Here is a 26,757-nt window from a genome sequence, read left to right as displayed (position 1 = left end):
ACCCGCCGACCACCGAACTGAGAAGAGACGATGATGCGTGCCCTGAGTACGGCCGAAACGACCCCCACCACCCATCCCTGGGTCATCCACGCGGAGGGCCTGCGGGTCCGCGCCGGACGGCACCTGGCCGTCGACGGCCTGGACCTGACCCTGAACCCCGGGGTGCACGGGCTGCTCGGCCCCAACGGCGCCGGGAAGACCACCCTGATGCGGGCCCTGGCGACCGTCCTGGCCCCGTCCGGCGGTCGGCTGACCCTGCTCGGGCAACCGGTCGACGGCCGCGCCGACCTGCGATCGGTCCGCCGTACCCTCGGCTACCTGCCGCAGCACTTCGGCTTCTACCCCCGGTTCACGGTGCGGGAGTTCGTCGCGTACATGGCCTGGCTCAAGGAGATGCCCAAGGCGCGCATCCCCGCCGCCGTACAGCGGTCCATCGACCGGGTAGGGCTGACCGCCAAGGCCGACGCCCGACTCAAGACCCTCTCCGGCGGCATGTTGCGCCGGGCCGGCATAGCGCAGGCCATCGTCAACGATCCGCAGATCCTGCTGCTCGACGAGCCGACCGTCGGCCTGGACCCGGAACAGCGACTGGACTTCCGCGAACTGCTGCGGGAGATCGGCACCGACAGCTGCGTGCTGGTCTCCACCCACCTGGTCGAGGACGTGGCGGCGGCCTGCACGGACGTCCTGCTGGTCAACGCGGGCCGGCTGGAGTGGCAGGGCACCCCGGAGATGCTGATCGCCCAGGGCGGCCAGGAGTACGCCGGCGACAGCGCGGCCGAACGCGGCTACACCGCCATCCTGCGCCGCAGCCGTACGGAGGCCGCCCGATGAGCATCCTCGGCATCGAGATACGCCGTTCCGTCGCCCTCGGCGCGGCCCTGGCCACGGTGGTGATCGGGGTCGGCGCGCTCTATGGCGCAACCGGTCGCTGGTCGAGTGGCTGGATGCCGCTGGCCATGGCCATCCGGGAGTACCTGCTCCTGCTGTGGCCGCTGGCCCTGGCCGCCGGTGCCTGGCAGGGCCGCCGGGAGCACCGGGCGAAAGTCGGCGAACTGTTCACCACCACCGCCCGGCCCCGCGCCCAGCGGATGCTGCCGGTCCTCGGCGCGATGGCCATCACCCTCGCGGGCGCCTACCTGCTGGTGACCGGGGCGGGCATCATCGGGATCATCACCACCGCCCAGCACCTGCCCGTGCTGAACTTCGCCGTCGTGACCGGAGTCGGCGCGCTGTCCCTGATCGCCGCGGCGTGGCTCGGACTGGGGATCGGGCGCATGCTCCCCGCCCTGGTGACCGCCCCCGCCCTGGCGGTGGCCGGCGTCCTGCTGGTCTTCCTCAGCGCCATCCGGCTGGACGACTGGCTGGCTGCGGCGTTCACCCCGGTCCACGGTTCGAGCATGTTCCACGCCTATCAGACGATCGACAACCGGGTCAGCGGTGCGCTCGCGATCTCGATGGCCGCGCTCGCCGTCACCGGCCTGCTGCTGTTCGTGGCCGGTGGCTGGCGTGCCCGTACGGCGGCGGTGGTGCCGTTGGTGCTCGGGCTCACCGCGGCGATCGCGGTCGTGCCCCGGGATGAAGACGTACTGAACTGGCCGGTCGACCCGGTAGCGCGGGAGTTGGTCTGTACCGACGACACCCCGACGGTGTGCGTCAGTCGGATGCACGCCAACGTGCTCGACGCGCTGACCCCGTTGGCCCGGGAGGGCCTGACGGTGCTGGCGAAACTGCCGAACGCGCCGACCGCCGTGCACGAGGACACCCGCACGTTCATGCTCGACGAGGTCAGGCCGCGCCGCAGCGATGCCGTCACGATCCCGGTCCGGATCGACGAACGTGGCAAGCTAGCCCACCCGGACGCCGTGCTGATCGAGATCGTCAAAGGGCTGGGAGTCTCGTCCGACCTGCAGTGCCAGAACCGCGATGAGGTGGTCGAACGGGCGGCGGCCTACTGGCTCCTGGGCCGTGAGCCGCAGTCGGATGTCGGAGTGATTCCTGGATTGATCTTCGAGGAACCAGGGATCAACGCCGAGGCGGTCACGCTCTGGCAGGGGCTGCGTGAGCTGCCCGACGACGAGGCGCTGGCCCGGGTCACGGCGGTCCGCGACGCCCTCCTGGACTGCGCGGACATCAGCGGGATCCTGCCCGGGAGCGCCCGGTGACCTGGACGATGCTGTACCTGCGCTCGCGGCGGGTACCCCTGGCTCTGGCTGCGGCCCTCGGCGGCGCGACAGTGGTCTGGGCCCTGTGTCTGGCCTTTGCCGAGGAGCGGGACGTCGCCTCGACGGTGGTCGTCATGACCGTCCTGCTGATGGTCGCGGTGCTGGCACCGACCCTCGCCGGCCCGGACGACGACCTGGACCGGACCGCCTCGATGCGGTGGCCCTGGCGACGCGCGGCACACCTGCTCGCCGTACTGCTTGTCGCGCTCGGGGTCCTGCTCGTCACCCGGTACACCGGCGCCCGGTTCGGGCCGGTCGCCCTGGTGGTCCGCGACGCCGCCGGTCTGCTCGGGCTCACCGCCCTGTGCGCGACAGTGGTCGGTGCCGCCCGGTCGTGGTTCCTGCCGCTGGGCTGGACCACCGTCGCGGCCCTCTATCCGATGACCGGCAGCTGGGGAGCCGCCGCGACCTGGCAGAGCCAGCCACCCGACAACGACGCCGCCACCCTTGTCGCCGCGATACTCGCCCTGGGCGGCCTGGTCACGTACTCGATCGTCGGCCCGGCCCGCCGGGAGGTGTCCGAGAACCCCTGAGCGGTGCGCCAGCCCGCAGGGCCGGCTCGTCCATGCCGTGTAATCCCGATCCGCCGGGGTAACCGCCCGCAGCTTGGGCGACCCATGGTCGAGGGGAGACGGTGATGGGTGTAGGAGTGGCGCTGGCTGTCGCGGCTGGGACTGCGGGCATCAACGAGGCGTCGAAGAGGGTGGCGGACCTGCTCCACGGCTCCCGTTCGTGTCTGATCGAGTTGACGAACCGGACAGGGCATGTGCTGCGAGTGCAGTCCCACACCCACGATCACGGCGGGTTCGCGGAACCCCCGAGTGCCGAGGTGCCGGCTGAGACGATCGACATCTTCGGTTCGCAGAGCAAGGGCGGCTCCTTCGCCACCGGAACGAACGGTTCGGTCACCTACCGCCTCGGCGACTCCAACACGACGGTGCGAATCGGTTGGAACCATCCGTTCGTCGGCGAGGTGGATTGCGACGCCCGTCTTGACGGCGCCGACAGGTTGGCGTTCCACCTGGACTGCATCGCGGGGTCGGGCGACATGGCGCACGTGAAGTACCACCTACGCCCGGTGGACACGAGGGGCCACGCCGTCTTCGGCGCCATTCTGGAGAAGTGGGCGTCGATGGGATATTCGAACAGTCCGCTCAAGTTCCCGGTCATGAGCGAGGGCGCCGTGGCCGACGGAGTCGGTAGGTTCCAGAACTTCGAAGGCGGAATGATCTACTGGCACCCCCAGATCGGGGCCTTCGTCATCTGGGGCCTGATCGGCGAGCGCTGGCTCCAGATCGGCAAAGAGCAGTTCGGCTACCCCATCACGGACGAGACGGCCACCCCGGACGGGATCGGTCGGTTCAACCACTTCCGCGCGTTCACGCCGAACGGCCCCGTCGACGCGTCGATCTACTGGACGCAGCAGACCGGTGCCCACGAGGTGTACGGCGGGATCCGCCAGAAGTGGGCGGAGATGGGCTTCGAGAAGAGTCATCTCGGATACCCGGTCTCCCACGAGGAAGACCACGAAGGGGGCCGCATCCAGCGGTTCCAGGGCGGTGCGTTGTTCTGGAACGGCCAGCAGGTGGTGGTCCGCTGAGCATCTGGCCACCAGAGCCGCTGCGGCTCTGGTGGCCCTCAGCAGAAGACCGGGGAAGGCGTCAGCACACCGGCGGCCAAATCGGTGGGCGGCTACCCGGCTGCTGCCTACGCCTCGGGTTGACGCTCCGTCACGTACGTTCCGCGTTGCGGCATGGTCATGACCAACCCCCGCTCCCGCAACAGCGCGATCGCAGCGCGGACCGTGCCGCGCGCCACGCCGTACTCCTGCTGTAGCCGGAGTTCGCTCGGCAGTGGCTTGAGGGGCTGCAACTCTCCCGACTCGATGCGCTTGGTGATCAGGTCAGCGAGCTGCACGTACAGGGGCGTCGGCGAGAACTGATCGACCATCACCTCAACCTACGTACGACCAGGAAGCACCAGTCATCGAGTAAGTCTTGTACGTACTAGACAAGTTGTACCTCCTGGACTTCTAGGGCCAGCTGCATTACCTTTTGCGTGCGCGGTAAACAACGGAGAGGACTCGAATGCTCACGCTGCGTCCGGTGATCAAACGTGTCCTGCGCCGACTGGTCGGCTGCCCAGCGCAGTCGCCGCCGCTGGACCGGACCGGCCCGGCCACCGTCTATCCGGATCGAACTGGCGCTTGGGCTCCGACCTCCCCACCCTCGCTGGAGGTCGCCCGTGCCCGGATCAGGGTGTGGCGCAGATTCCGCCACCTCTGGGGATGGCGATGAGTTCCCAGCTACCGAGGGCCGGCGACCTGGTGCGAGTGACCGGCTCGGCCAGCGTGCAGTTCATCAAGCCGATCATGTGCCGAGTCATCCGAGTGCTCGACTGGACCACGTACGACGGGTGGTGCTGGCTCGATGTGTATGAGCTGAACGCCAAGGGCGACGCCGTGGTCCGCCGATCGATCTTCGTACAGCCGGCCGGACTACGGCTACAGCGCCCCGCGCCCACACCTCGTAGGCCGACGCGGTCGGCCGCCATACCGAAAGTTGCGCGGCCCTGACCCGGCTCGACATGCGTCGCCACGCTGGCGGACCGCCGCGAGTAGTGCTGGCGCGGCAACGGTGCTACTGGCGCACGGATGGCGCGGCAGCAGCCGGAAAAGCAGCTAGCTCGAACCCGTTCTCAGCCTGCGGTGGGCTACGGCGACGTAGGCCGCAGTAGGGCCAAGCACAGCGCCCGCGCTGAAAAGGCACACCCACAGTGTGGCAACGACCGTCGATCCGTTGGTCAGTGCTGCGATGCCTGCTACGTAGAACGTTGCCAGCACTGCGGCGACGACGAACGCGACCAGCAACTTCACGTAAAGCCGTCCGCTCTTCGCGGAAATCTCGCCGACCCAGACCGCCGGCACGAACAGCAGCGGCACCAGGGCGGCACCCAAGCACGCCACCGAGCAGCAGATCGCCGGAAGGGCGAGTGGGCCACCGGGATCCCCATCGGTGATCCACACGTACACGAGCAGTCCGGCGTAGATGACGGGCACCTGCGCGACGAACACCACCCAGGCGACAACCGCGCCGACAGCGTGGCGATCAATCGGTCTGCTCATGATGCCTCCGGTGCGACGGCTCCAGGAAGGTATGCCACTCTGCCATGTTGCTGTTGCCCGGTGTGCCCTTTGCACTGCGCAGCGAGAGGACTCCGAGACCTGAGTGGCGGATCAGATTGCCGTCTTCGATGTGCCTACGCGCAACCTGTTGCCGTCCGGGTCGGTCACCTCAAAATCGCGTCCCCACTCCATGTCATCGACCTCCGAGATGCCACAAGCGGCGGCCATCGCATCAACGTCTCCGACGTAGAGGTAGACCAATGTGCCGGGGCGGGCATCACCTGTGTGCTCGGACAGGTGCAGGTGCATGCCTCCTCGGGCGATTCCGACGTAGCGTGGCAGTTCAGGCGCGAACCTTGTTCCCACTGCTTGACGAAGCCGAGCCCCTCGTGCCACCGGGCGGAGGCGTCGGCATCGGTGACCCGAAGAACCGGTGCGAGATGTTCGTCCATTGGCCAAGTATCGGTGCCTGCCCGCAGGCCTGCGCGGCCCGCCTGCGGACCGCCTTGATCTGATAGAGATGCCGGCCTCGCGGAGGAGGCATTCCACGCTCCGGACGATGTGCGATTCCCTGTCGGCGTTCACCGGCTCGCAGCCGGCCCGCGTCCACTGGACGCCACCGAAACGATCTTCAAGTTCCTCCGCTGATGCAGTGGTGATCGCCGTCGAACGCCTAGCCCGTCCGCTTACCTGAGGAGTGCCAGGCGGCCAACACCTGCTCCTCTTTCTCCCTGCCAATGCCGATCTCGGCGGCCTGATCGTGGTTGCCGGCCTCGCCGCTCTCCACCATCCAGCGCCAGGTGTCGCGTACGGTCAGGGAGAGCGGCCGGCAGCGCAGGCCGGCTGCCTGCGCCCTGGTCGTGTCGACGCGCCACACGCCGCCGGACGTGCGCCAGAGGGGCAGCTCGGACCACTGCCGTACGCCATGGCTGAGCAACACCTCGTCGGGCACCCAGTCGAAGATGGCGTCAGCCCGGGTCGCGTGGGCGCAGTCCGCCAGTAGTCCTGCGAAGGTGGCGCCACCCATGGGGGCGCAGACGTTGAACGCGCCGGAGGATTCTTCGGTGATGGTGTGGAGTGCGAACGCGGCCAGGTCGCGTACGTCGATCGGCTGGATGGTGCGGTCGGGGGAGCCGGGGGCCAGGACTTCTCCACCGGCAGCCACGCGGCGCAGCCACCACGGCAGGCGGCCGACGTACTCACGCGGACCCAGCACGACACCAGGGCGCAGGATCGTTGTCCGGTCAGCTCCGAATGCGGCGACGGCAGCTGCCTCACAGCCGGCTTTCCGGTAGCCGTACCGGGCCGGTCCGTCCTCAGTGTCGGGGCCGGCGTCAGGCGGACAGTAGAGCACCTCCGACTGCTCGCTGAGGGGCTTCAGCGGCCAGTCTCGGTAGACGCTGACCGTGGACATGAAGACGTAGCGATCGGCGACGGGAGCGAGGGCGCGAGCCACGTCAAGGACATTCCTCGGCACGTAGCCCGAGGTATCGACCACGGCATCCCAAGGGCCAACAGCGGCGAGGGCAGCTACGTCCTCAGGATCGGTCCGGTCACCCCGGATAGGCCGTACGGCTTCCAGAAAGGGATCTGAGGTGCCTCGGTTGAACGTCGTGACCTCCCAGCCAGCATCGATCGCAGCGGTGACGATCGCGTGTCCTATGAACCAGGTTCCGCCGAGCACCAGCAGACGCATACGCCCATCATGCCGAGCAGGGCCGACCGGCCGGTCCAGCTAAGGCTTTCGATCTTGCCGCGCTGATGCTTGCTGCGTCCGTTCGAGGCGGCTGCAGGCGGGCCACCGTAGCTCGCTTGCCCCACGAAAAGGCCCGCGCGAGGCGCTCGAAGGAGGAAAGTGGCTGTGCGCCCGGCAGGATTCGAACCTGCGGCCTTGGGATTAGAAGTCCCCTGCTCTATCCGCTGAGCTACGGGCGCGCCGTGGTATCGCGCGAGAAGGGTACCGCCGCCCCGGCCCCCCGCGGCGGAATGGGTGGCCGGGTCAGCGTCGCACGCGTCGGGGTGTCGCGCACTCGGTTACTCGGGGCTGTCGGCCGTGTTCAGGGCGTCGCATCGGCCTGCGCGGGCTCGCCCACGGCGTCGTCGTCAAGGGCGGCGCGGCGGGGGTCGGGCACGGGCGGGTCGGTCGGCGTCGGTCCGGCGCCCAGGAAGGCGTCGGCCCAGCGTCCGACCTCGGCGAAGACCTTCTCGCGTACGGCGGGGCCGGAGAGGGTCAGGTCGTGCAGGCCGCCGTCGAAGCGGGCCAGGGTGACGTGCGGGCCGAGGCGGGGGGCCCACCGGACCATGTGTTCCACGTCGAGTACGGCGTCGGCCAGGGTGGCCGACTCGTGCCACTTGGTGCCGCGGAAGGAACGGGTGGAGCAGGCGAGCAGCACCGGCACCTGGATGTCGAGTCCGGCCCGCAGGCGGCGTTGACCGGTGCGGACGGCGTTGATCCAGCCGGCCCGCACGGGGAACCCGGCCAGCGGCTTCCAGGCCAGGTCGTACCGCCATTCACCGCGATGGTCGGCGTGCAGGCTCTCGCCGTACACCGTGCCCAGGCTGAACGGGAGGATGCGCTGCGGCGACCGGCGGCCCAGGCGCGCGACGGCGGCCACGAGGGGCCGACGCACCAGCCAGGGGGCGTTGAGGTCGAAGAAGGGGCTGTTGAGGACGATGCCGTCGACCAGGCCGGCGTCGCGGCGGTCGTGCGCCCAGAGCGAGACGATCAGGCCGCCGGTGGAGTGGCCCATGGCCAGCAGGGTGTCGTGCCCGTCCTCATTGCGGATGATCTCGGCGGCGGCGTCCAGTTCGGGGAAGTAGTCGCCGAGGTCGCGGCAGAAGTTGGGGGTCTGGTGCGGCAGCAGACTGCGACCGTACTTGCGCAGGTCGAGGGCGTAAAAATCCCAGCCTCGGGCGGCGAAGAAGTCCGCCACATGGGTCTGGAAGAAGTAGTCGACGAAGCCGTGCACGTACAGCACGGCCCGCCGGCTCGGGCTCTCGGCCCGGCGGCGGACCAGGGTGGCGACCACCCGGCCCTCATCGTCGTTGCCCAGGTCGATGACGTGCCGCTCGTACGGCGGTCCCAGCAGATCCGGTTCCACATCGCCGACGGTACGCCGCCCCACCTACCGAGTGGTAGCCCCGTCCGCCCACGGCTGACGGACGGGGCTCACCTCGGGCTTTCCGAAGGGCGCCGGGGCGACCGTCTCACCTCTCGTCGGTCGTCGTCCCCGCCTCGATCAACTCCTCGCCCTCGACCGGGGTGTCCGGGCCGGGCGGGGTGGTGACCCGCAGGTGCTTGTTGTTGCGCGGCTCCTGCCGGGTCTTGGCGTCGTTGAGCTTGCGGCGCAGGTCGTCGCGGACGTCGTGGAGCGCGGCGCGCAGGTCCTCCTCCGAGGAGGTGGTGACGATCTTCTCGCGGCCCGCGATCCGGCACTCCAGGGTGACCCGCTGGCCCCGCGCCTCCCGGTTCTTGATCGACAACTCCAGGTCGGTGGCGTCGGCGTGGAAGCCGGCCAGCCGGGCGTCGAGGGTGGCGAACTCTTCGGCGATCCAGTCCCGGTCGGCCTGCGAGAAGCCGGCGTTGAGCCGCAGGCACTGCGCCACGGTGGCCGGGTTGGCGGTCATCGCCGCACCTCACCGTGGACGCGGGTGCAACGGCTGATGGTCATCCTCATGATCGCTGACCTTTCGTTCGACGTCGCGGTTGGGGAGATCCCTACCCCGTCGAGAGTCATCCGGAACGTTGGTGCGTCTCGATCATTGCCCGGTCGGGCGGGCGGGTGACAGGGCCGGGTGGCCTACCACACCGGGACCTTGATCAGGCGTTTGTCCACAGGGGTCGTGGCTGTCCACAGATCCTCCGTACGGGGCTGACCGACGGCGGACGGCGGCGCAGGCTCGGTGGCGAGTCGGCTCACGCAGGTGAGCCCCGGACCCCGGTGGAGGGGCGATGTTCGATACCTATGTCACCATCGTCGGCAACGTGCTGACCGCGCCGCAGTGGCGTCGTACGACCCAGAGCAACACCCTGGTGGCCAACTTCAAGGTCGCCTCGACCGCCCGGCGCCTGGACCGGGACAGCGGCCGGTGGGTAGACGGCAACAGTCTGCGGGTACGCGTGAACTGCTGGCGCAAGCTCGCCGAGGGGGTGGCCTCCTCGGTGATGGTCGGCGATCCGGTGGTCGTCTGCGGGCGCCTCTACACCCGGGACTGGACCGACGAGGCCGGCAACCACCGCACCCTCTACGAGTTGGAGGCCGTCGCCGTCGGGCACGACCTGTCCCGGGGGCGGGGTCGCTTCCTGCGTAACCGGCCCAGCCTGAGCACCAGTGCGGTCTCCGACGCCGAGGCCGAGCAGCGGGTGCACGGCGAGCCGACCGAGTCGGTACCGGACGAGGAGGCCCCCGCCCGCTTCGACCAGGGCCCGGTCGACGAGGACTTCGAGGTGCCCGGCTTCGATTCGCCGCGTACCGGACTGTCGGGAACCGGCAGCTACGGCGAGGGCGTCGGCCCCGACGAGGGCGACCTGCTTCCGTCCGATCCGTTCGACGAGCTTGCCGACAGCGAGCAGGCGTCCACCGACGAGTTGGCGCCGTCGCCCCCCGAGGGCGCGGAACCCGAGGCGGATTCGGCGGAGGCGGACGTCGCGATGGCCGGGCGAAGCCGGCGGGGTCGCGGACGGTTGCCGCAGCCAGCCTGACCGCGCTGGTCCGGGTGGTGCACGGCCCGGCGACCCGCGCGGCCAGCGACCTGCGCGCCGGGGCATCTCGGCGCGCGGGCCCCGCCCCGGACCCGTGAACGGGGGAAGCCACGGGCCCGGGGCGGGTGGGTAGTCAAACGTCCCCGGTGGCAACCTGCCTATCCGTGTCGCCGGAGGGTCCGCCCGTGCGAGTCATGGCGCTAGCAGAGGTCGCCGACCACCTCGGCGTATCGCGCCAGCGTGCCGCAATCCTGGTCGACCGACCGGACTTCCCCGCGCCTATCGACACCCTGACCGTTGGCCGGATCTGGGATGCTGCCGACGTGCGCGCCTACGCCGAACGGCGTGGCCGGCGGCTGGCCGACGAAGAGACGCAGTAACTGCATCGGGCTGATCGCCTCTTGTCGACTGCCGGTCGGGCTGTCGTGACCTGGCATCGGGCTAATCGACGTGTCGGGCTCGGTTAGGCTGCCGGCCGGAGGTGGTGTGGTGCGGCACGCGGGTGCGGTGGCCAACGCGGCGGGACTCGTCGCCGGGTACGCGCTGGACGCGTTGCTCGGTGACCCTCGACGCGGGCATCCGGTCGCCGGGTTCGGCCGGGCCGCCGCCGCCCTGGAGCGCCGCCTCTACCGGCCCCACCGGCTGTCCGGTGCCGCCTTCACCGCGCTCGCCGTCGGCGCGCCGGTGCTGGTGGGCGCCGCCGCTGCCTACGCCACCCGACACCGGCCGATCGCCCGCGCGACCCTGGTCGCCGCCGGGACCTGGGTGGTGCTCGGCGGGCGCAGCCTGCGCCACGAGGCGAAGGCGATGGGTCGCGAACTGCGCGCCGGTGACGTGCCGGCCGCCCGGCAACGGCTCGGCAACCTCTGCGGGCGGGACCCCTCGACCCTGGACGAGCCCGAGTTGGCCCGGGCCACGGTCGAGTCGGTGGCGGAGAACACCTCGGATGCCGTGGTGGCCCCCCTGGTCTGGGGTGCGGTGGCCGGGCTGCCGGGGCTGCTCGGCTACCGGGCGGCTAACACCCTGGACGCGATGGTCGGTCACCGCTCAGCCCGGTACGCCCGGTTCGGCACCCCGGCCGCCCGCCTGGACGACCTGCTCAACCTGGTGCCGGCGCGACTGACCGGCCTGCTGACGGTCGCCCTTGCCCCGGTCGGGCACGGCGACCGGCAGCGGGCCTGGCGGGTGTGGCGGCGGGACCGCGCCGACCACCCGAGCCCCAACGCCGGGCAGTGTGAGGCGGCGATGGCCGGGGCCCTGGGCGTACGGCTGGGTGGGCGCAATGTCTACTTCGGTCGCTCGGAGGCGCGTCCCTTCCTCGGTGACGGGCCACGTCCGGAGGCCCGTCACCTGCCCCGGGCCGCCCGGATCTCCGGCGCGGTAGGGCTGGCGGCGCTCGGGCTGGCGGCGGCCTACCCGCTGACGGTCGGCCGGCTGACCGCCGCCGTAGCCCGCCGGGCTGTCGGGGCTAGGGCCGGCCGGGCAGGGCATCGGGGATGACCGGGGGTCTGCTGGTCGCCGGTACGACCTCGGACGCGGGCAAGAGCGTGGTGACCGCCGGCATCTGTCGCTGGCTGCACCGCCAGGGTGTGCGGGTAGCGCCGTTCAAGGCGCAGAACATGTCCAACAACTCCGCCGTGGTCGTCGGTCCGGACGGGCGGGGCGGCGAGATCGGGCGGGCCCAGGCGATGCAGGCGGCGGCCTGCGGACTGGCCCCGGATCTGCGGTTCAACCCGGTGCTGCTCAAGCCGGGCAGCGACCTGTCCAGCCAGGTGGTGCTGCTCGGCGAGGCGGTCGACACGATGACCGCGGACACCTTCCCGGCGCTGCGTCCGCGCCTTGCCGAGACCGCCTACGCCGCGCTGGCCGAGCTGCGGTCGGCGTACGAGGTGGTGGTCTGTGAAGGGGCCGGCAGCCCGGCGGAGATCAACCTGCGGGAGGGTGACTACGTCAACATGGGCCTGGCCCGGCAGGCCGGGCTGCCGACCATCGTGGTCGGTGACATCGACCGGGGTGGGGTGTTCGCCGCCATGTTCGGCACCCTGGCTCTGCTCGATCCCGCCGACCAGGCACTGATCGCCGGTTTCGTGGTCAACAAGTTCCGTGGCGACCGGGGCCTGCTGGAACCGGGGCTGGCGATGCTGGGACAGCTCACCGGACGCCCGACCTACGGCGTGCTGCCCTGGTCGGTGGACCTGTGGTTGGACGCGGAGGACTCCCTCGCCTACGGCCGGGCGCTCGGTCGACCCGCCGCCCCGCACGGCACCGAGTGGCTCGACGTGGCCGTGGTGCGGTTGCCCCGAATCAGCAACGCCACCGACGTCGAGGCCCTGGCGACCGAGCCCGGGGTACGGGTGCGGCTGACCGTCGAGCCGGCCGAGTTGGCCGCCGCCGATCTGATCGTGCTGCCCGGATCCAAGTCGACCGTGGCGGATCTGGCCTGGCTGCGGCAGACCGGCCTGGCCGAGGTGGTCACCGCTCATGTGGCGGCGGGTCGGCCACTGCTGGGCATCTGCGGCGGCTTCCAGATGCTCGCCCGCGCCATCCACGACCCGGTGGAGAGTCGACACGGCACCGTACCCGGCCTGGGTCTGCTCCCCATCGAGATCACCTTCGCTCCCCGCAAGACGGTCCGCCCGGCGGCCGGCACCTTCTCCGATGACCGGCCGGTCCACGGGTACGAAATCCACCACGGGTACGTCTCGGCCGCCGATGCGCAGCTGACTCCGCTGCTGCGGGACCTCGACGGCGCGGGAGAGGGTGCGGCCCACGGGGTCGTGCACGGCACCCACTGGCACGGCGCCTTCGAGTCCGACGAGTTCCGCCGCTGGTTCCTCACCCGGGTGGCCCGCCTCGCCGGGCGTACCGGGTTCCGGGTCGCCCCGGACACCTCCTTCGCCACCGCCCGGGAACGCACCCTCGACCTGCTGGGTGACCTGGTCGAGGAACACCTGGACACGACCGCCCTGTGGCGGCTGATCGAGTCCGGCCCGCCGACCGGCCTCCCGTTCGTCCCGCCAGGAGCACCCCTCGTCGTCCCGCCAGGAGCACCGCTCGCAGGAACGCTGGGCTGACCTCGTACCGGAAAGCGTGACATGATCTTGCCGTGACGTTTCCCAGCCGTCTGCCACGGCGTGCCGTCGTGCTGCTGCCCGCGCTGTTCGGCACCCTGCTGGCCGGTTGCGCCGGCCCCCCGTCGGAGCTGGCCACCCCGCAGCCGTCTCCGCCGACCTATCAACTGGTGGACGAGCTGTGCGCGAAGCTCGACCCGCAGCCGTTGATCGATCTGTATGGCGGCACCACGGCTACCCGGGACTGGCCGTCGCGGGCGGATGATCCGGCGCGTAAATGCGCGCTCGGGGTCATGCAGCGGGATCCGACCGCACTGCACGACCTCACCGTCTTCATGGTGCTCGCCGATTCCCCGCAGGACGCCCGGGAAGCCGTGCCGGAGCAACCGGTACGGGACATCCTCGGCACCTGGCATGAACTGCCGCAACTCGGTGACGGCGCCTGGATATGGCTCATGCCGGTCGAGAAGGAGGAGATCCCCGAGTACGGACCGATGGCGGGCCGGAGGGCGAAGGTGCACGTGGCGCGCGGTGACGCGTACGTCATGGTCGAACTCTTCACGGCCGGACCTGAGGCGCCCGGAGATGCCGAGATGGAGGCGCTGATGGTCGCGTATGTGGAGGAGACGTTGACGCTGATGACGGCCTGAGCAGCCGCCGCGTCGACGCCCGCGCGCCGGACGGCTCAGAGACGTACGTCGGCCGGCTGATCGGAGAAGGGGAGGCCCGCCGCACGCCAGGCGTCGACTCCGCCGATCATGTCGGTGGCCCGGTGCAGGCCGAGGGCGCGCAGGCTGGCGGCGGCGAGGCTGGAGCTGTATCCCTGGCGGCACACCACGACGACCTCGATGTCGTACCCGGTGGCCTCGGGGATGCGCCAGTCGCTGGCCGGGTCGAGCCGCCACTCCAGCACCGTCCGGTCGATCACGAGAACGCCGGGTAGTTCGCCCTGTTCCCGACGTTGGGCGTCGGTACGGGTGTCGATCACGAGCGCGCCGCGGGCCGCGGCCTGCACCGTCTCCTGCGGGGTCAACCGGGTCATGCCCGCGCGGGCCTGCTCCAGCAACGCCTCGACGCCGGGACTCATCACGGAATGGGACACGATCCGATCGTGCCGTCTGGGTAGGCGATTAGCGGCCGGAAGCGGTGTGGGACAACACGAACGGTAACGTTCCTGCCCGTGGTGGTGATCTTCGCGGCGTACGCCGATCTGGCCCGACGGGTGCTGGCCCGGCCGGCCCGGTTGGGGGGTACCCGGTTGGTGGCGATCGACGGTCCCAGCGGGGCGGGCAAGACCGCCTTCGCGGCGCGGCTTGCCGACGCCCTGGCCGCCACCGACGCGGGCCACCCACCGGTGGTGCACACCGACGATCTGCTCGACGGGTGGGACGACCAACTCACCTTCTGGCCCCGCCTGGAGTCCGGCGTGCTGGCCCCGGTCCGGGCCGGTCAGGCCGGCGCCTACCAGCGGTACAGCTGGGTCCGGCAGGGGTTTCTGCCCCACCCGGTGCCGGTGCCGGTGGGGCCGGTGCTGATCGTGGAGGGGGTCAGCGCGGCCCGGGCCGAGGCACAGCCCGACCTGAGCCTGGCGGTCTTCGTCACCGCCCCGCAGCCCCTGCGGCTGACCCGGGCGGTGGCCCGGGACGGCCCGGCCATCCTGCCTGAGCTGCGGCGGTGGCACCTCGGCGAGCAGGAGCACTTCGAGGCCGACCGCACCGTCTCCCGCGCCGACCTGGTGGTCGACGGCGCACCGAGCCTGCCGCACGATCCGGACCGCTACTACCTGGCGGCGGGGTCGACTGCGGGCGGCGGGACCGGAGTCGGTGATGTGGGCGTCGGGGTGCGGTAAGGCCGGAATACGATGCCGGTCATGACCACACCGATCATGACCGAGGCCGAGCTGCACGCCGCCGTGCAGCGGGAACTGCCCGGGGTACGGGCCGACCTGGAACGCCTGGTGTGTATCCCCGGCATCGCCTTCGAAGGGTTCGACCACACCCAGGTGGAACGCTCCGCCGAGGCGGTGGCGCAGCTGCTGCGCGACTGTGGCCTGGAGGTGGACATCGTGCGGGCCGGTGGGCAGCCGGCGGTGATCGGCCGCAAGGCGGCCCCGGCCGGTGCGCCGACGGTCATGCTCTACGCCCACCACGACGTGCAGCCGGTCGGTGATCGGACCCTGTGGGAATCCGACCCCTTCGAGCCGGTGGAGCGCGAGGGACGGCTGTACGGCCGGGGTGCCGCCGACGACAAGGCCGGCATCATGGCCCACATCGCCGCGCTGCGGGCCTTCGGCGACCGGCTGCCGGTAGGGGTGGTGCTGTTCATCGAGGGCGAGGAGGAGTACGGCTCCGACTCCCTCGAACGGCTGCTGGCCGAGCACCGCGACACCCTCGAGTCCGACGTGATCGTGATCGCCGACTCGACCAACTGGGATGTCGGGGTACCGGCGCTGACCACCTCGCTGCGGGGCATCGTCAACTGTTTCGTCGAGGTGCGCACCCTGGAGCACGCCGTGCACAGCGGCATGTTCGGCGGGCCGGTGCCGGACGCCCTGACCACCCTCGTGCGGCTGCTGGCCACCCTGCACGACGACGCCGGCAATGTGGCGGTGCAGGGCCTGACCGGCCGGGAGGGCGCCACGGTCGACTATCCCGAGGACCGGTTCCGCGCCGAGGCCAGCCTGGTCGAGGGGGTGGGCCTGCTGGGTACCGGCAAGATCACCGACCGGCTCTGGACCAAGCCGGCCCTCGCCGTGCTCGGCATCGACGCCCCGGCCACCGCCGAGGCGCCCAACGCCCTGGTCCCGGCGGCCAAGGCGAAGGTGAGCGTACGGCTGGCCCCGGGTGACGACCCCAAGAAGGCGTACGCGGCGCTGCGCGACCACCTGCACCGGTACGCCCCCTGGGGCGCCCAGGTCCAGGTCACCCTCGAACACGACGGGGCGCCCTGCGTCATCGAGGCCAGCGGCCCGATGTTCGACGCGGCGCGGTCGGCCTTCCGGACGGCCTGGGAGGGCACCGATCCGGTGGACATCGGCGTCGGCGGCTCGATCCCCTTCATCGCCACCTTCCAGGAGATGTTCCCCGAGGCGGCGATCCTGGTGACCGGTGTGGAGGATCCCCACGCCCGGGCGCACGGGCCGAACGAGAGCCTGCACCTGGGGGAGTTCGCCCGGGTCTGCCTGGCCGAGGCGTTGTTGCTGGCCAAGGTGGCCGAGGCCGGTTCACGACGCGACCCGTAACTTCCGACGATTGGTGGCCGTTTCCGGTGTGTCGGACGCGGGGCTGTTGTAGCCTCTCGAACATGCGTACGAACGAGGAGATGGCCCGCCTGGGGGCCGCCGTCAGCGCTCTGGGAGACATCGACGTCTCCGCGTGGTCCGAGGACACGCTCAAGGAACAGCTCGCGGAGCTGTCCGCCGCCCTGGTAGCCCTGGACGCCTCGCTGTCCCGCATCGCTGAGGGGGTCCGTGCCCGGGGCCTGCGCGTCGAGGAACCGGTGGCGGCCTGACCGGCGGGTCGGCCGCACCGGCTGAGCGGCGGCTCGGCTGACCGGCGGGTCTGCGGCACCGGCTTCCGGCTGGCGGGCCGGTGGTGAGCGGATTCGTCGCCCCCTGGGGGATCGACGGCGCGGCGATCGGCGGCTGTTGTCGGAGGTGGCTGGCAGGATCGGGGTCGTGCGATTCCTCGACCTGGCCGCCACCTCCGCAGCCGTCGGCGCCACCACCGGCCGACTGGCCAAGGTCGAGTTGCTGGCCGAGGCGTTGCGCCGGCTGGACCCGGTCGAGGTTCCGGCCGGGGCCGGCTGGCTCGCCGGTGAGCTGCGCCAACGGCAGACCGGAGTCGGCTGGGCCGGTCTGCGTGACCTGCCCCCGCCGGCGGCGGAGCCCACCCTGACGGTCGGTGCGGTCGACGCGGCGATCGACGAGATCGCCGCGGTGCACGGCAGCGGATCGCAGGCCCGTCGGCGTGCCCTGGTGCACCGCCTCTACGCGGCGGCGACCGCCGACGAGCAACGGCTGCTGACCGGCCTGTTCCTCGGCGAGCTGCGCCACGGCGCCCAGGCGGGGCTGCTCGCCGACGCGATCGCCCGGGCCGCCGAGGTGCCGGTGACGGCCGTACGCCGGGCCCTGCTGCTCGCCGGTGACCTGCGGGAGGTGGCGGTGGCCGCCCTGGCCGGTGGGTCCGCCGCCCTGGCCGGATTCGGGCTGCGGGTCGGGCGGCCCCTGGCCCCCATGCTGGCGCAGAGTGCCGCGACGGTCGACGAGGCCTTGACCGCCACCGGCCTGCCCGCCGTGGTCGATGTCAAGCTCGACGGCATCCGCATCCAGGTGCACCGCAGCGGGTCGGACATCGCGGTCTACACCCGCAGCCTGGACGAGATCACCACCCGGCTGCCCGCGGTGGTCGAGGCGGTGCGGGCCCTGCCGGCCCGGGAACTGGTCCTCGACGGGGAGGCCATCGGGCTGGACGAGACCGGCCGGCCGCTGCCCTTCCAGCAGACCTCCAGCGCGGCCGCACGGCGCACCACCGGATCAGCCGAAGTCGCCCCGGCGGTGCGCGCTGTCGCCGCCCGCACCGGCGCGGCCGTGCTCACCCCGTACTTCTTCGATCTGCTGCATCTGGACGGGACGGATCTGATCGACCTGCCCGGACGGGAGCGGTGGGCGGCGCTGGGTGACACGGTCGACCCCGCCCTGCTGGTGGGACGGATGGCGGTTACCGGGCCGCAGCAGGCCGGCCAGGCGATGGCCGCCGCCCTGGCCGCCGGTCAGGAGGGTGTCGTGGTCAAGGCACCCGAGGCGCCGTACGAGGCCGGTAGGCGAGGCGCGGCCTGGATCAAGGTCAAGCCCCGGCACACCCTGGACCTGGTCGTGCTGGCCGTCGAGTGGGGCAGTGGCCGACGCACCGGCTGGCTGTCCAACCTGCACCTGGGGGCACGCGATCCGGGTACCGGCGACTTCGTGATGCTCGGCAAGACCTTCAAGGGCCTTACCGACGAGATGCTGCGCTGGCAGACCGAACGCTTCCTGGCCCTGGCGGTCCAGCGGGGGGAGTGGGTGGTCCGGGTCCGCCCCGAACAGGTGGTGGAGATCGCCTTCGACGGGGTGCAGACCAGCACCCGCTATCCCGGCGGCGTGGCGCTGCGCTTCGCCCGGGTGGTGCGCTACCGCGAGGACAAGTCCGCCGCCGAGGCCGACACCATCGACACCGTTCGCGCCATCCGGGCGGGCCGCCCGCCGGCCGGGTAGCCGTAGCGGGCGGTCAGGCGGGGGAGGGGTCGGCGGCGCGGTCGCGGGGCCGGTCGTCGGTCACCCCGGCCAGGCGGCGGGCCTCCCGACGGGCGATCCACCCGAAACCGAAGACGGTCATCCCCCCGAAGATCCACCACTGGACCACGTAGCCCAGGTTCTGCCAGTTGTTGGCGTGCCCCACCGGCACCGCCTTGAACACCGGATCGGCGGCCGGGGTCTGCTCGTCGAGCAGCACGTACCCCCCGTGCAGCGGGTACGGCAGTTGGGGGGCGAGCTGGGGCAGGGAGACCCGGCGGCTCTCCAACCGGCCCTCCCGGCGGGACACCTTGGCGTCCCCGCTCTCGCTGGCGCGTACCCGACCCTCGACGGTGACCTCGCCCGTCGGGGTGGTCGGCAGCACCGGCTGGGCCAGCGCCCCACCCGGGGCGGGCGGGATCCAACCCCGGTTCACCACCACGGCGGTGCCGTCGGTCAGCACCAGCGGGGTGAGCACCTCGAAGCCGACCTTGCTGTCGACCGTACGACCCCGGACGAACACGGTGTTGTCGGTGTCGTACCGGCCGGTCAGGGTGACCCGGGTGAAGGTCCGCTCCTCGGCCGGCGGGGGCCCTACCGTGCCCGGACCCCCGGTGGGGGCGGGCAGGGCGTCCCGCAGCGGCACCGCCGCCATCCGCAGGCCGGCGTCGATCCGCTCGTTGATCGCGGTACGACCCCGGTAGCGGTCCAGTTGCCAGTTGCCCAGCAGCACCATCACCGTGGCGGCGACCAGAGTCAGCGCGAGAATGCCCAGCCAGCGTGGGGTCAGCAGGAACCGGTACACGCCAAGAGGCTACCCGGTCGGCCATCGCCGCCATGCTGCGCGGTGACGCACCGTACCGGTGCCGCGATGGGCGCTAGGGGTGGGAGGTCGGAATGGGAGGGGTACCGGCCGGTGCGTGCCAGTCGTCCGGTTCGGCTATCGTCACGCGGGCGGAGCGCGCCGACGGTCGGCACGCCCGTCCGTACGCGAGGAGTCGATGATGACTGTCGTGCCGCGTCTGGTGCTCAGCGCCCCCTCGTCCGGGCACGGCAAGAACGCGTTGGCGATCGGCCTGCTCGCCGCGCTGGCCGACCGGGGGACCGAGGTGGCAGGCTTCAAGATCGGCCCGGATCAGGTCGACGCGGCCTACCTGGGGCTGGCCTCCGGCCGACCCGGGCGCAACCTGGACGCGCGACTGGTCGGCCTGGAGCGGATCGCCCCGCTGCTGCTGCACGGTGCCGCCGGCACCGGCCTGGCGCTGGTGCAGGGCAGCATGGGCCTGTACGACAGCCTCAGCGGCCGGGGCGACACCGAGTCGACCGCCGCGGTCGCCACCGCCCTGCGCAGCCCGGTGGTGCTGGTGGTCGATGTCGCCGCGATGGGTCAGTCGGTGGCGGCTCTGGTGCACGGCTTCCGGGCGTACGACGAGCAGTTGTGGATCGGCGGGGTGATCCTCAACCGGGTCGCCTCCTCCCGACACGAGGCGTTGCTGCGCGAGGCGCTGGACGACATCGGCATGCCGGTCTACGGGGCCCTGCGTCGGCAGGATCTGCCGGCGGTGTTGCCGTCGCGGCGGCACCAGGTGGGGCCGGTGGTGACCGGCTCCGGGGAGGCCACCCGGGCGGTCCGGCGACTCGGCGAGGCGGTCGCCGCCACGGTCGACCTGGAACGGCTGCTCGGGTTGGCCCGGTCCGCCCCGGCCCTGGGCCTGACGCCCTGGTCACCCCAGCCCGCCGAGGCGCCGCCCTCGGGTACCCCCGGCCCGATCATCGCGGTGGTCGGCGGGCCGGGCGGCACCTACAGCCAGGTCGAGACGATCGAGTTGCTGCGGGCGGCGGGGGCGCAGGTGGTGACGGTCGACCCCTTCGCCGACGAGGCGCTGCCGACCGGTACCGGGGCCCTGGTGGTCGGTGGCGCCCTGCCCGAGTCGTACGTCGAGCAGTTGTCCGCCAACCGGCGGCTCTGCATCGCGGTAGCGGAACTGGCCCGCATCGGGCGGCCGGTGGTCGCCGAAGGGGCCGGCCTGCTGTGGCTGGCCCGGGAGGTGGACGGGCTGCCCATGTGCGGGGTGCTGGACGCGGTCGGCAGCCTCCGCGACGGACTGGTGGTCGGCTACCGGGAGGCCACCGCCCAGAGCGACAGCATCATCACCACCCGGGGTGAGGTGGTCGTGGGGCACAAGGAACACCGGGGGGTGCTGTCCCCCCGGGGTGGCCCGCGCCCGGCCTGGAGTTGGGCCGGTGGCGCCCCGGAGGGATTCGTCTGGCGTGGCGTGCACGCCTCCCAACTGGTCCCGCACTGGGCCGGGTACCCCCACCTGGCGACCCGCCTGGTCACCGCCGCGACCGCCGGCCCACCCGCCGTACCCATGGGCCCTGCCGCCGTGCCCGCTGGCTCGCCCGCCGTACCTGCTGGCCCACCTGCCGTACCTGCTGGCTTGCCTGCGGTGGCTGGCGGACCGCCGGCCGGTTCCGGCGGACCGGCCCTGGTATCCGGCGGGTCGGTGGCGGGGACGGAGGGCCCGGCGCCCGAGTCGGACGCCGGGCCGGTGGTCAGCCCACTATCCGGTCCGATGGTGGGGTGAACTGCCGGACGGGTTGGCCCTTCAGGGCGTCGCGGAGGGTGTTGGCGACCGCGGCGATCGGGATCTGTGACTGGCCGTCACCCACCGCGTTGAACGGGTTGTCCGGGTCGGAGATGAAGCTGGCCGCGGCCAGTTCCGGGGTGTAGCCGACGAACCAGGCCGACCGGGTGCTGTCCGTGGTACCGGTCTTGCCGGCCACCGGGCGCCCCACCGTGCCCCGCACACTGTCCGCGGTCGACCAGCCACCGCAGCCACCCTTGGCCGGGGTGTCACCGGTCGGGCAGCGGGCGGCGTCCGTGGCGGCCCGGGCGGCGTCCGCGCTGACCACCTGGCGGCAGCGGGGCTTGGCCACCTCCCGGGCGATGCCACCGGGAGTCGTGTAGGTGGCCGGGGTGCCGTCCCGGTTGTAGATCGCGGTTACCGGCATCGCCTCGCAGTACCGCCCGTCGGCGGCTACGGCGGCGTACGCGTTGGCCATCTCCAGCGGGGTGGCGTCGGAGACCCCCAGGGTGAAGGCCCCCCACTTGTTGGCCTTCGAGGGGGAGGCGTGGTCGCGGTCCACGTCGGTACGCCAGCGCAGCCCCAACTGCTCGGCCAGCCGCACGGCCCGCTCCGCGCCGACCTGCTCCTCCAGCCAGACGAAGTAGGTGTTGACGGACTTGCCGAATCCGGACCACATGGTCTGCATGCCGCTCATCGCGCCACTGGCGTTGGTCGGTGCCCAGCCGTCGTAGATCTCCGACTGGTACCGGTGCGGTGCGTTGAAGGCGGTGTTCAGGGTCATGCCGGCGTCCAGCGCGGCCAGCATGGGGAACATCTTGAAGGTCGATCCGGCCTGGTAGCCGGGCAGGTCGCCGCCGCCCATCAGGGGTGCGACCGTGTTCGGATAGTTGGCCCGTACCTTCGGGCCCGCCTCCGGGTTGGAGCTCAGCGGGTTCTCGTCCACCTGCAACGAGTATCTGCGGTTCACCGCCATCGCCTTGATCCGCCCGGTGCCCGGTTCGGCCAGCACGATGCCGTTGGCGAAGGGGCTGCCGGTGTTGCCCTTGGTGCCGACGTTGTCCTCGGCCGCCGACTGGATCTTCGGGTCCATGCTGAGCACGATCCGATAGCCGCCCCGTCGTAGCTTGTCCAGGCGCTCCAGCCGGTTGTCTCCGAAGGCCGGCTGAGCACTCCACCAGTTCTTCAGGTAGTCGCAGAGGAAGCCCCAGCTGTTCCACTTCTCCGGCACGGAGGCGCAGTCGTTCGGCGGGTAGGTCAGCCGCAGCCGGATCGGCTCGCTCTTCGCCGCCTGCACCGAGTCCGGGGACAGGTAGCCCAGCCGGGCCATGTTGTCCAGCACGTAGTTGCGCCGGGCGGTGGCCTCCTTCTGGTCCGAGCTGGCCGGGTCGTACTGGGAGGGGGACTTCACCAGGCCGGCCAGGGTGGCCGCCTCGACCGGGGTGAGTTCCTTAGGGGTCTTGGAGAAGAAGATCTCGCTGGCGGCGTAGATGCCGTACGCCCGGTGCCCGAAGTACGCCGAGTTGAGGTAGCGCTCCAGGATGTCCTCCTTGCTCAGCTCCTTCTCCAGGTCGACCGCCATCCGCATCTCCTTGACCTTGCGGACCGGGGTCTGGGCGGTGGCCTCCTGCACCTCCTTGGGAGTGCTCGCGCTGTCCCGCAGCGCCATCCGGACGTACTGCATGGTCAGGGTCGAGGCACCCTGGGACACCCCGCTGGAGCGGGCGTTCGCCACGAAGGCGCGGGCCACCCCCTTGGGGTCGACGCCGTGGTGCCGGTAGAAGCGGTTGTCCTCGGCCGACACGATCGCCTGCTGCATGTGCGGCGAGATGTCCGACAGCTTGGTGTACTGCCGGTACTCCTCGAAGAACATGGTCAGCACGGTCTTGCCGTCGGGCGCGTAGAGGTAGGAGGTCTCGGCGGGCAGGGCGGTGGTCAGCAGTCTGGTCTTGTTCTCCACGGCGTGCGCGGTCGCCTTGGCCCCGACACCGGTCAGGGCGACCACGGGGTACGCCACGGCGGCGACGACGAGGCCGGCGATCAGCCCGGCACGGAGCAGGGGAACGAAACGACCAGCGGCAGCAAGGGGTCGATTGCTCACACCGATAAGTTATGACATTTCCGAATCATCCATGAGAAATACTCATGAAGTGATCGGTGGTGATGCGGTGGTGATGCGGCCCACCCCTCGGGTTGCTGTCCCCGGTGCCGCCTTCCCGGCAGGATCGCGGACATGCACGCACCCCTGATTCCGGCCACCGAGCCGGACCTCACCCATCACGGTGACGCGGAGGTGGGTGCCGGGCTGGTCGACCTGGCCGTCAACGTACGGCGGGCGCCGATGCCGAGCTGGCTGGCCGAACCGATCACGGCGACCCTGACCGACCTGGCCGCGTACCCGGATCCTGGCCCGGCCCGGGCCGCGGTAGCCGCCCGGCACGGTAGGCCCCCGGAGGAGGTACTGCTGACCGCCGGTGCCGCCGAGGGGTTCGTGCTGATCGCCCAGGCGCTGCGCGGCATCCGTCGACCGGTGGTGGTGCACCCCCAGTTCACCGAGCCGGAGGCCGCCCTGCGGGCCGCCGGACACCAGGTGCAGCGGGTACTGCTGGACCCGGCGGACGACTTCCGGCTGGATCCCGACCGGATCCCCGCCGACGCCGACCTGGTCATGATCGGCAATCCCACCAACCCCACCTCGGTGCTGCATCCCGCCGCCGACCTGGCCGGCCTGGCCCGGCCCGGTCGGGTGCTGGTGGTCGACGAGGCCTTCGCCGACACCACGGCCGCGCCCGGACACCACGGCGAGCCCGAATCCCTGGCGGCCCGCCGCGACCTTCCCGGGCTGCTGGTCGTGCGCAGCCTCACCAAGACCTGGGGGCTGGCCGGGCTGCGGATCGGCTACCTGCTCGGCCCGGCGGACCTGTTGCGCCGACTGGCCGCCGTACAACCCCTCTGGGCGGTCTCCACCCCCGCCCTGGCCGCCGCGACCGCCTGCGCCGGCCCCACCGCGGTCCAGGCCGAGCGCGCCATCGCCGCGCAACTGGCCGCCGACCGCGACCACCTGGTGACCCGCCTGTCGGCCCTGCCCGGGGTACGCGTGGTCGGGCGACCGACCAGCGCCTTCGTACTGATCCATCGGCCGGGCGCGGACCGGCTCCGCGCCGTCCTACGCGATCATGGCTGGGCGGTACGCCGAGGAGACACCTTTCCCGGGCTCGGCCCGGACTGGCTGCGGATCGCGGTGCGGGACCGGGCCTGCACGGACGCGTTCATCGAGGTACTGGCGAAATTTCTGGAGGCATGATGCTGGAGACCACGATCGCGGCGATCGGCCCGCTCGACGAGGCGGCGATGAGCACGGCACGGCAGTTGCAGGCCCGGCTGACCAAACCCGCCGGCTCGCTCGGCCTCCTGGAGGAGCTGTCCGTACGCCTGGCCGGTCTGGCCGGCACCTGCCCGCCGCCGCTGCCCAGCCCGGCGGCCGTGGCCATCTTCGCCGGTGACCACGGGGTGCACGCCCAGCAGGTGACCCCCTGGCCGCAGGAGGTCACCGTCCAGATGGTCGGCAACTTCCTGGCCGGAGGTGCGGTCGTCAACGCCTTCGCCCGCCAAGCCGACGCCACGGTCACCGTGGTCGACGTCGGGGTGGCCACCCCCCTGCCCACCCCCGACGACATGCCGCGGCTGGTCGACGTGCCGCGGCTGGTCGAGGCCAATGTCCGGCGGGGTACCCGGGACATGACCGTCACCGCCGCGCTCACCCGGGACGAGGCGCGGTCCGCCGTAGCGGTCGGCATCCGGATCGCCGGGGAGCTGATCGACTCCGGGGCGGCCCTGTTGATCACCGGGGACATGGGGATCGCCAACACCACCCCGGCCGCCGCGCTGATCGCCGCCTTCACCGGAGTCGACGCCGCCGAGGCCACCGGGCGGGGCACCGGCATCGACGACCCCACCTACCAGCACAAGATCGAAGTGGTCCGGGCGGCACTGGCCCGGCACACACCCGACCCGACAGATCCCCTCGGGGTGCTGGCCGCCGTGGGTGGACTGGAACACGCCGCGCTGACCGGGCTGCTCCTCGGCGCCGCCGCGCGACGCGTACCCGTGCTGTTGGACGGGGTCATCGCGGTCTCCGCCGCGCTGGCCGCCGCGGCCCTCGCCCCGGAGGCGGTCGGCGCGATGATCGCCGGGCACCGCTCCGCCGAGCCCGGGGCCACCGTAGCCCTGCAGCGACTCGGCCTCACCCCGCTGATCGACCTCGGCCTGCGCCTCGGCGAGGGCACCGGCGCCCTGCTGGCCCTGCCCATGGTCACCGGCGCCGTGCGGGTACTGCACGAGGTCGCCACCTTCGACTCAGCCGGCGTGACCGAGAAGTGAGCAATCCGTACCCCCTCGGGCTTCGACTGGCCGGCCTGCGGGTCGTCATGGTGGGCGGGGGAGCCGTGGCCACCCGGCGGGTACCGGCCCTGCTCGACGCGGGCGCCGAACTCCTGCTGGTCGCACCGGAGATCACCCCGGCGCTGCGGGCCCACGCCGACGCCGGCCGACTGCGCTGGATCCCCCGCCCGTTCGACCCCGAGGACCTGGAAGGCGCCTGGCTGGTCCACGTCGCCATCGACGACCCGCAGGCCGCCGCCGCCGTCAGCGCCGCCGCAGCCCAGCGCCGCATCTTCTGCGTACGCGCCGACGACCGGGAGGCGGCCACCGCCTGGACCCCGGCGGTGACCCGACACGGCCCGGTAACCGTGGCCGTCCTCGGTGGCGGCGACCCCCGCCGCGCCATGACCATCCGCGACGCCATCCGCCCCCTCCTGCGCGAAAGTGAAAGGAAGGGCCCCCTGTTAACGGATTCGGTAGAGCAGGGGTCCCCTGTTAACACCGAGGCCGGGTCACCTGGGCGAGTTGCTCTGGTGGGGGCCGGGCCGGGGGACCCGGAGTTGATCACCCTCCGGGGTTGGCGGTTGCTCACCGAGGCCGACGTGGTGGTCGCCGACCGGCTGGTGCCCGGCCTGCTCCTCGACGAACTGCGTACCGGCGTGGAACTGGTGGACGCCTCGAAGATCCCCTACGGCCCGGCCCGCGCCCAGGAGGAGATCAACCGGATCCTGGTGGACCGGGCGTTGGCCGGTGCCTTCGTGGTCCGCCTCAAGGGCGGTGACCCGTACGTCTTCGGACGCGGCGGGGAGGAGTTGCTGGCCTGCGCGGAAGCTGGCGTACCGGTGACCGTGGTACCGGGGGTGACCAGTTCCGTCGCCGCCCCGGCGGCGGCCGGGATCCCGGTCACCCACCGGGGAGTGGCGCACGAGTTCACCGTGGTCTCCGGGCACGTAGCGCCCGACTCGGCGGCCTCGCTGGTGCGCTGGGAGGCGCTGGCCGCCCTGCGCGGCACCCTGGTGATCCTGATGGGGCTGAAGAACCTATCGGCGATCACGGCCACTCTGCTTCAACACGGGCGACCGGCGGACACCCCGGCGGCAGTGGTCCAGGAGGCCACCACCGGGGGGCAGCGAACCCTGCGGTCGACGCTAGGTTCGGTGGCAGAGGACGTGGCGGCTGCGGGGGTACGGCCGCCGGCGGTCGTGGTGGTGGGGGATGTGGTCGGCGTTCTTCCCCTCCTTTGATCGTCCCTGGGGTGAATTGTGCTCGGCTCTGCGGCTTTGTTCTTGGGTGGTTGCGGTTTGGGCTGGGGCGACCGTGCCCGGCTTCGGGCGGTCAGGCTTGATCCCTACGCCGGGCACGGTCGCCCCAGCCTGACCTGGTCGGCCTTCGTTGATC

At 71.7% G+C, this 26,757-nt stretch carries 26 protein-coding genes, 1 tRNA gene and 1 pseudogene; 18 read left to right on the top strand and 10 right to left on the bottom strand.

The genetic code is table 11. The annotated features are described in order from the left end of the window. Positions 1-30: 30 nt before the first annotated feature. From ACGFIK_RS22515 to ACGFIK_RS22500, 4 genes are all read left to right on the top strand, one after another. Entirely contained in the window at positions 31-834 is an 804-nt protein-coding gene (locus tag ACGFIK_RS22515; protein ID WP_393341163.1) for an ABC transporter ATP-binding protein, read from the top strand. Then, positions 831-2,165 carry a hypothetical protein gene (locus ACGFIK_RS22510; protein ID WP_393341160.1) on the top strand — a complete coding sequence of 445 codons (1,335 nt, stop codon included), beginning with the start codon at positions 831-833 and terminating at the stop codon, positions 2,163-2,165. Before ACGFIK_RS22515 ends, ACGFIK_RS22510 begins: the two co-directional genes overlap by 4 nt. Further along, positions 2,162-2,758 carry a hypothetical protein gene (locus tag ACGFIK_RS22505; protein ID WP_393341158.1) on the top strand — a complete coding sequence of 199 codons (597 nt, stop codon included), beginning with the start codon at positions 2,162-2,164 and terminating at the stop codon, positions 2,756-2,758. The genes ACGFIK_RS22510 and ACGFIK_RS22505 overlap by 4 nt, the downstream gene beginning before the upstream one ends. Before the next feature lie 116 nt (positions 2,759-2,874). Beyond that, entirely contained in the window at positions 2,875-3,825 is a 951-nt protein-coding gene (locus ACGFIK_RS22500; protein ID WP_393341155.1) for an LGFP repeat-containing protein, read from the top strand. A gap of 107 nt (positions 3,826-3,932) precedes the next feature. Here ACGFIK_RS22500 and ACGFIK_RS22495 read toward each other — a convergent pair whose 3' ends face one another. After that, positions 3,933-4,175, bottom strand: coding sequence for a winged helix-turn-helix domain-containing protein (locus ACGFIK_RS22495; protein WP_327024424.1), 243 nt, complete (start codon positions 4,173-4,175; stop codon positions 3,933-3,935). 343 nt (positions 4,176-4,518) lie between these two features. Between ACGFIK_RS22495 and ACGFIK_RS22490 the strand changes: the two genes are divergently transcribed. After that, entirely contained in the window at positions 4,519-4,800 is a 282-nt protein-coding gene (locus tag ACGFIK_RS22490) for a hypothetical protein (RefSeq protein ID WP_327024425.1), read from the top strand. Positions 4,801-4,905: 105 nt separating this feature from the next. On the opposite strand, the gene ACGFIK_RS22485 is transcribed toward ACGFIK_RS22490, so the two are convergent. The 6 genes from ACGFIK_RS22485 to ACGFIK_RS22460 form a co-directional block, all read right to left on the bottom strand. Further along, positions 4,906-5,349 carry a hypothetical protein gene (locus ACGFIK_RS22485; protein ID WP_327024426.1) on the bottom strand — a complete coding sequence of 148 codons (444 nt, stop codon included), beginning with the start codon at positions 5,347-5,349 and terminating at the stop codon, positions 4,906-4,908. Positions 5,350-5,460: 111 nt separating this feature from the next. After that, complete coding sequence (locus ACGFIK_RS22480; RefSeq protein WP_393341152.1) at positions 5,461-5,715, bottom strand: glyoxalase superfamily protein; 255 nt, start codon at positions 5,713-5,715, stop codon at positions 5,461-5,463. A 307-nt stretch (positions 5,716-6,022) separates the two neighbouring features. Continuing rightward, a complete protein-coding gene (locus ACGFIK_RS22475; protein WP_327024428.1) occupies positions 6,023-7,045 on the bottom strand; it encodes an NAD-dependent epimerase/dehydratase family protein in 1,023 nt (340 codons plus the stop codon). Positions 7,046-7,211: 166 nt separating this feature from the next. Further along, positions 7,212-7,284, bottom strand: a tRNA-Arg gene (locus tag ACGFIK_RS22470). Positions 7,285-7,406: 122 nt separating this feature from the next. After that, entirely contained in the window at positions 7,407-8,450 is a 1,044-nt protein-coding gene (locus tag ACGFIK_RS22465; protein WP_327027461.1) for an alpha/beta hydrolase, read from the bottom strand. Positions 8,451-8,556: 106 nt separating this feature from the next. Then, the gene (locus ACGFIK_RS22460) at positions 8,557-8,976 is read right to left on the bottom strand and encodes an HPF/RaiA family ribosome-associated protein (RefSeq protein ID WP_327024429.1); all 420 of its coding nucleotides are present in this window, start codon (positions 8,974-8,976) and stop codon (positions 8,557-8,559) included. Between the two features lie 325 nt (positions 8,977-9,301). On the opposite strand from ACGFIK_RS22460, the gene ACGFIK_RS22455 reads away from it, so the two are divergent. From ACGFIK_RS22455 to ACGFIK_RS22435, 5 genes are all read left to right on the top strand, one after another. Next, positions 9,302-10,051, top strand: coding sequence for a single-stranded DNA-binding protein (locus tag ACGFIK_RS22455; protein WP_327024430.1), 750 nt, complete (start codon positions 9,302-9,304; stop codon positions 10,049-10,051). A gap of 194 nt (positions 10,052-10,245) precedes the next feature. After that, positions 10,246-10,431, top strand: coding sequence for a hypothetical protein (locus ACGFIK_RS22450; protein ID WP_327024431.1), 186 nt, complete (start codon positions 10,246-10,248; stop codon positions 10,429-10,431). Positions 10,432-10,540: 109 nt separating this feature from the next. Beyond that, positions 10,541-11,551 carry a cobalamin biosynthesis protein gene (locus ACGFIK_RS22445; RefSeq protein WP_327024432.1) on the top strand — a complete coding sequence of 337 codons (1,011 nt, stop codon included), beginning with the start codon at positions 10,541-10,543 and terminating at the stop codon, positions 11,549-11,551. Continuing rightward, positions 11,548-13,125 (top strand): cobyric acid synthase, encoded by a 1,578-nt coding sequence (locus ACGFIK_RS22440; protein ID WP_327024433.1) that lies wholly within the window; start codon positions 11,548-11,550, stop codon positions 13,123-13,125. The genes ACGFIK_RS22445 and ACGFIK_RS22440 overlap by 4 nt, the downstream gene beginning before the upstream one ends. 32 nt (positions 13,126-13,157) lie before the next feature. Continuing rightward, positions 13,158-13,772, top strand: coding sequence for a hypothetical protein (locus tag ACGFIK_RS22435; protein WP_327024434.1), 615 nt, complete (start codon positions 13,158-13,160; stop codon positions 13,770-13,772). Positions 13,773-13,807: 35 nt separating this feature from the next. On the opposite strand, the gene ACGFIK_RS22430 is transcribed toward ACGFIK_RS22435, so the two are convergent. Continuing rightward, positions 13,808-14,209 carry a rhodanese-like domain-containing protein gene (locus ACGFIK_RS22430; RefSeq protein ID WP_327027462.1) on the bottom strand — a complete coding sequence of 134 codons (402 nt, stop codon included), beginning with the start codon at positions 14,207-14,209 and terminating at the stop codon, positions 13,808-13,810. Between ACGFIK_RS22430 and ACGFIK_RS22425 the strand changes: the two are divergent. The 4 genes and pseudogenes from ACGFIK_RS22425 to ACGFIK_RS22410 all read left to right on the top strand — a co-directional run. Next, positions 14,144-15,015: pseudogene (locus ACGFIK_RS22425) on the top strand (hypothetical protein); the annotation flags it as partial. The gene ACGFIK_RS22430 and the pseudogene ACGFIK_RS22425 sit on opposite strands and share 66 nt — an antisense overlap. After that, the gene (locus ACGFIK_RS22420; protein WP_393341148.1) at positions 14,993-16,363 is read left to right on the top strand and encodes a dipeptidase; all 1,371 of its coding nucleotides are present in this window, start codon (positions 14,993-14,995) and stop codon (positions 16,361-16,363) included. The pseudogene ACGFIK_RS22425 and the gene ACGFIK_RS22420, both read left to right, overlap by 23 nt. 62 nt (positions 16,364-16,425) lie before the next feature. Beyond that, positions 16,426-16,632, top strand: a complete 207-nt coding sequence (locus tag ACGFIK_RS22415; RefSeq protein ID WP_327024436.1) for a hypothetical protein — start codon at positions 16,426-16,428, stop codon at positions 16,630-16,632. A gap of 166 nt (positions 16,633-16,798) precedes the next feature. After that, positions 16,799-18,373 carry an ATP-dependent DNA ligase gene (locus ACGFIK_RS22410; protein ID WP_327024437.1) on the top strand — a complete coding sequence of 525 codons (1,575 nt, stop codon included), beginning with the start codon at positions 16,799-16,801 and terminating at the stop codon, positions 18,371-18,373. A gap of 13 nt (positions 18,374-18,386) precedes the next feature. On the opposite strand, the gene ACGFIK_RS22405 is transcribed toward ACGFIK_RS22410, so the two are convergent. Beyond that, positions 18,387-19,196: an SURF1 family protein gene (locus ACGFIK_RS22405; RefSeq protein ID WP_327024438.1), complete on the bottom strand. Its 810-nt coding sequence runs from the start codon at positions 19,194-19,196 to the stop codon at positions 18,387-18,389. Positions 19,197-19,395: 199 nt separating this feature from the next. On the opposite strand from ACGFIK_RS22405, the gene ACGFIK_RS22400 reads away from it, so the two are divergent. After that, a complete protein-coding gene (locus ACGFIK_RS22400; RefSeq protein WP_327024439.1) occupies positions 19,396-20,979 on the top strand; it encodes a cobyrinate a,c-diamide synthase in 1,584 nt (527 codons plus the stop codon). On the opposite strand, the gene ACGFIK_RS22395 is transcribed toward ACGFIK_RS22400, so the two are convergent. Continuing rightward, positions 20,948-23,080 carry a transglycosylase domain-containing protein gene (locus tag ACGFIK_RS22395; protein ID WP_327024441.1) on the bottom strand — a complete coding sequence of 711 codons (2,133 nt, stop codon included), beginning with the start codon at positions 23,078-23,080 and terminating at the stop codon, positions 20,948-20,950. The genes ACGFIK_RS22400 and ACGFIK_RS22395 overlap by 32 nt on opposite strands. A gap of 132 nt (positions 23,081-23,212) precedes the next feature. Between ACGFIK_RS22395 and cobC the strand changes: the two genes are divergently transcribed. From cobC to cobA, 3 genes are read left to right on the top strand one after another with little or no spacing between them, the layout of a single operon-like run. Then, positions 23,213-24,283, top strand: a complete 1,071-nt coding sequence (cobC, locus tag ACGFIK_RS22390; RefSeq protein WP_327024442.1) for an Rv2231c family pyridoxal phosphate-dependent protein CobC — start codon at positions 23,213-23,215, stop codon at positions 24,281-24,283. Then, positions 24,283-25,359 (top strand): nicotinate-nucleotide--dimethylbenzimidazole phosphoribosyltransferase, encoded by a 1,077-nt coding sequence (gene cobT, locus ACGFIK_RS22385; protein ID WP_327024443.1) that lies wholly within the window; start codon positions 24,283-24,285, stop codon positions 25,357-25,359. The genes cobC and cobT overlap by 1 nt, the downstream gene beginning before the upstream one ends. Positions 25,360-25,406: 47 nt before the next feature. After that, on the top strand, positions 25,407-26,603 hold the full coding sequence (cobA, locus tag ACGFIK_RS22380) for a uroporphyrinogen-III C-methyltransferase (protein WP_327027463.1): 1,197 nt from the start codon (positions 25,407-25,409) through the stop codon (positions 26,601-26,603). Positions 26,604-26,757: the final 154 nt, after the last annotated feature.

Origin of the sequence: Micromonospora sp. NPDC048871 (assembly GCF_043198155.1) — a bacterium.
GTDB lineage: Bacteria > Actinomycetota > Actinomycetes > Mycobacteriales > Micromonosporaceae > Micromonospora.
The sequence above is the reverse complement of the archived record's forward strand: the minus strand, read 5'-3'. Positions and strand labels throughout refer to the sequence as shown.

Bases quoted from the DNA above. Each gene is read 5' to 3' on its own strand.
- ACGFIK_RS22400 (WP_327024439.1), top strand. From the start codon at position 19,396: ATGACTGTCGTGCCGCGTCTGGTGCTCAGCGCCCCCTCGTCCGGGCAC.
- ACGFIK_RS22430 (WP_327027462.1), bottom strand. From the start codon at position 14,209: ATGAGTCCCGGCGTCGAGGCGTTGCTGGAGCAGGCCCGCGCGGGCATG.
- ACGFIK_RS22475 (WP_327024428.1), bottom strand. From the start codon at position 7,045: ATGCGTCTGCTGGTGCTCGGCGGAACCTGGTTCATAGGACACGCGATC.
- cobA (WP_327027463.1), top strand. From the start codon at position 25,407: ATGGTGGGCGGGGGAGCCGTGGCCACCCGGCGGGTACCGGCCCTGCTC.
- ACGFIK_RS22485 (WP_327024426.1), bottom strand. From the start codon at position 5,349: ATGAGCAGACCGATTGATCGCCACGCTGTCGGCGCGGTTGTCGCCTGG.
- ACGFIK_RS22440 (WP_327024433.1), top strand. From the start codon at position 11,548: ATGACCGGGGGTCTGCTGGTCGCCGGTACGACCTCGGACGCGGGCAAG.
- ACGFIK_RS22495 (WP_327024424.1), bottom strand. From the start codon at position 4,175: ATGGTCGATCAGTTCTCGCCGACGCCCCTGTACGTGCAGCTCGCTGAC.
- ACGFIK_RS22510 (WP_393341160.1), top strand. From the start codon at position 831: ATGAGCATCCTCGGCATCGAGATACGCCGTTCCGTCGCCCTCGGCGCG.
- ACGFIK_RS22455 (WP_327024430.1), top strand. From the start codon at position 9,302: ATGTTCGATACCTATGTCACCATCGTCGGCAACGTGCTGACCGCGCCG.
- ACGFIK_RS22490 (WP_327024425.1), top strand. From the start codon at position 4,519: ATGAGTTCCCAGCTACCGAGGGCCGGCGACCTGGTGCGAGTGACCGGC.
- ACGFIK_RS22415 (WP_327024436.1), top strand. From the start codon at position 16,426: ATGCGTACGAACGAGGAGATGGCCCGCCTGGGGGCCGCCGTCAGCGCT.
- ACGFIK_RS22450 (WP_327024431.1), top strand. From the start codon at position 10,246: ATGGCGCTAGCAGAGGTCGCCGACCACCTCGGCGTATCGCGCCAGCGT.
- cobT (WP_327024443.1), top strand. From the start codon at position 24,283: ATGCTGGAGACCACGATCGCGGCGATCGGCCCGCTCGACGAGGCGGCG.
- ACGFIK_RS22460 (WP_327024429.1), bottom strand. From the start codon at position 8,976: ATGACCGCCAACCCGGCCACCGTGGCGCAGTGCCTGCGGCTCAACGCC.
- ACGFIK_RS22515 (WP_393341163.1), top strand. From the start codon at position 31: ATGATGCGTGCCCTGAGTACGGCCGAAACGACCCCCACCACCCATCCC.
- ACGFIK_RS22420 (WP_393341148.1), top strand. From the start codon at position 14,993: ATGACCACACCGATCATGACCGAGGCCGAGCTGCACGCCGCCGTGCAG.
- cobC (WP_327024442.1), top strand. From the start codon at position 23,213: ATGCACGCACCCCTGATTCCGGCCACCGAGCCGGACCTCACCCATCAC.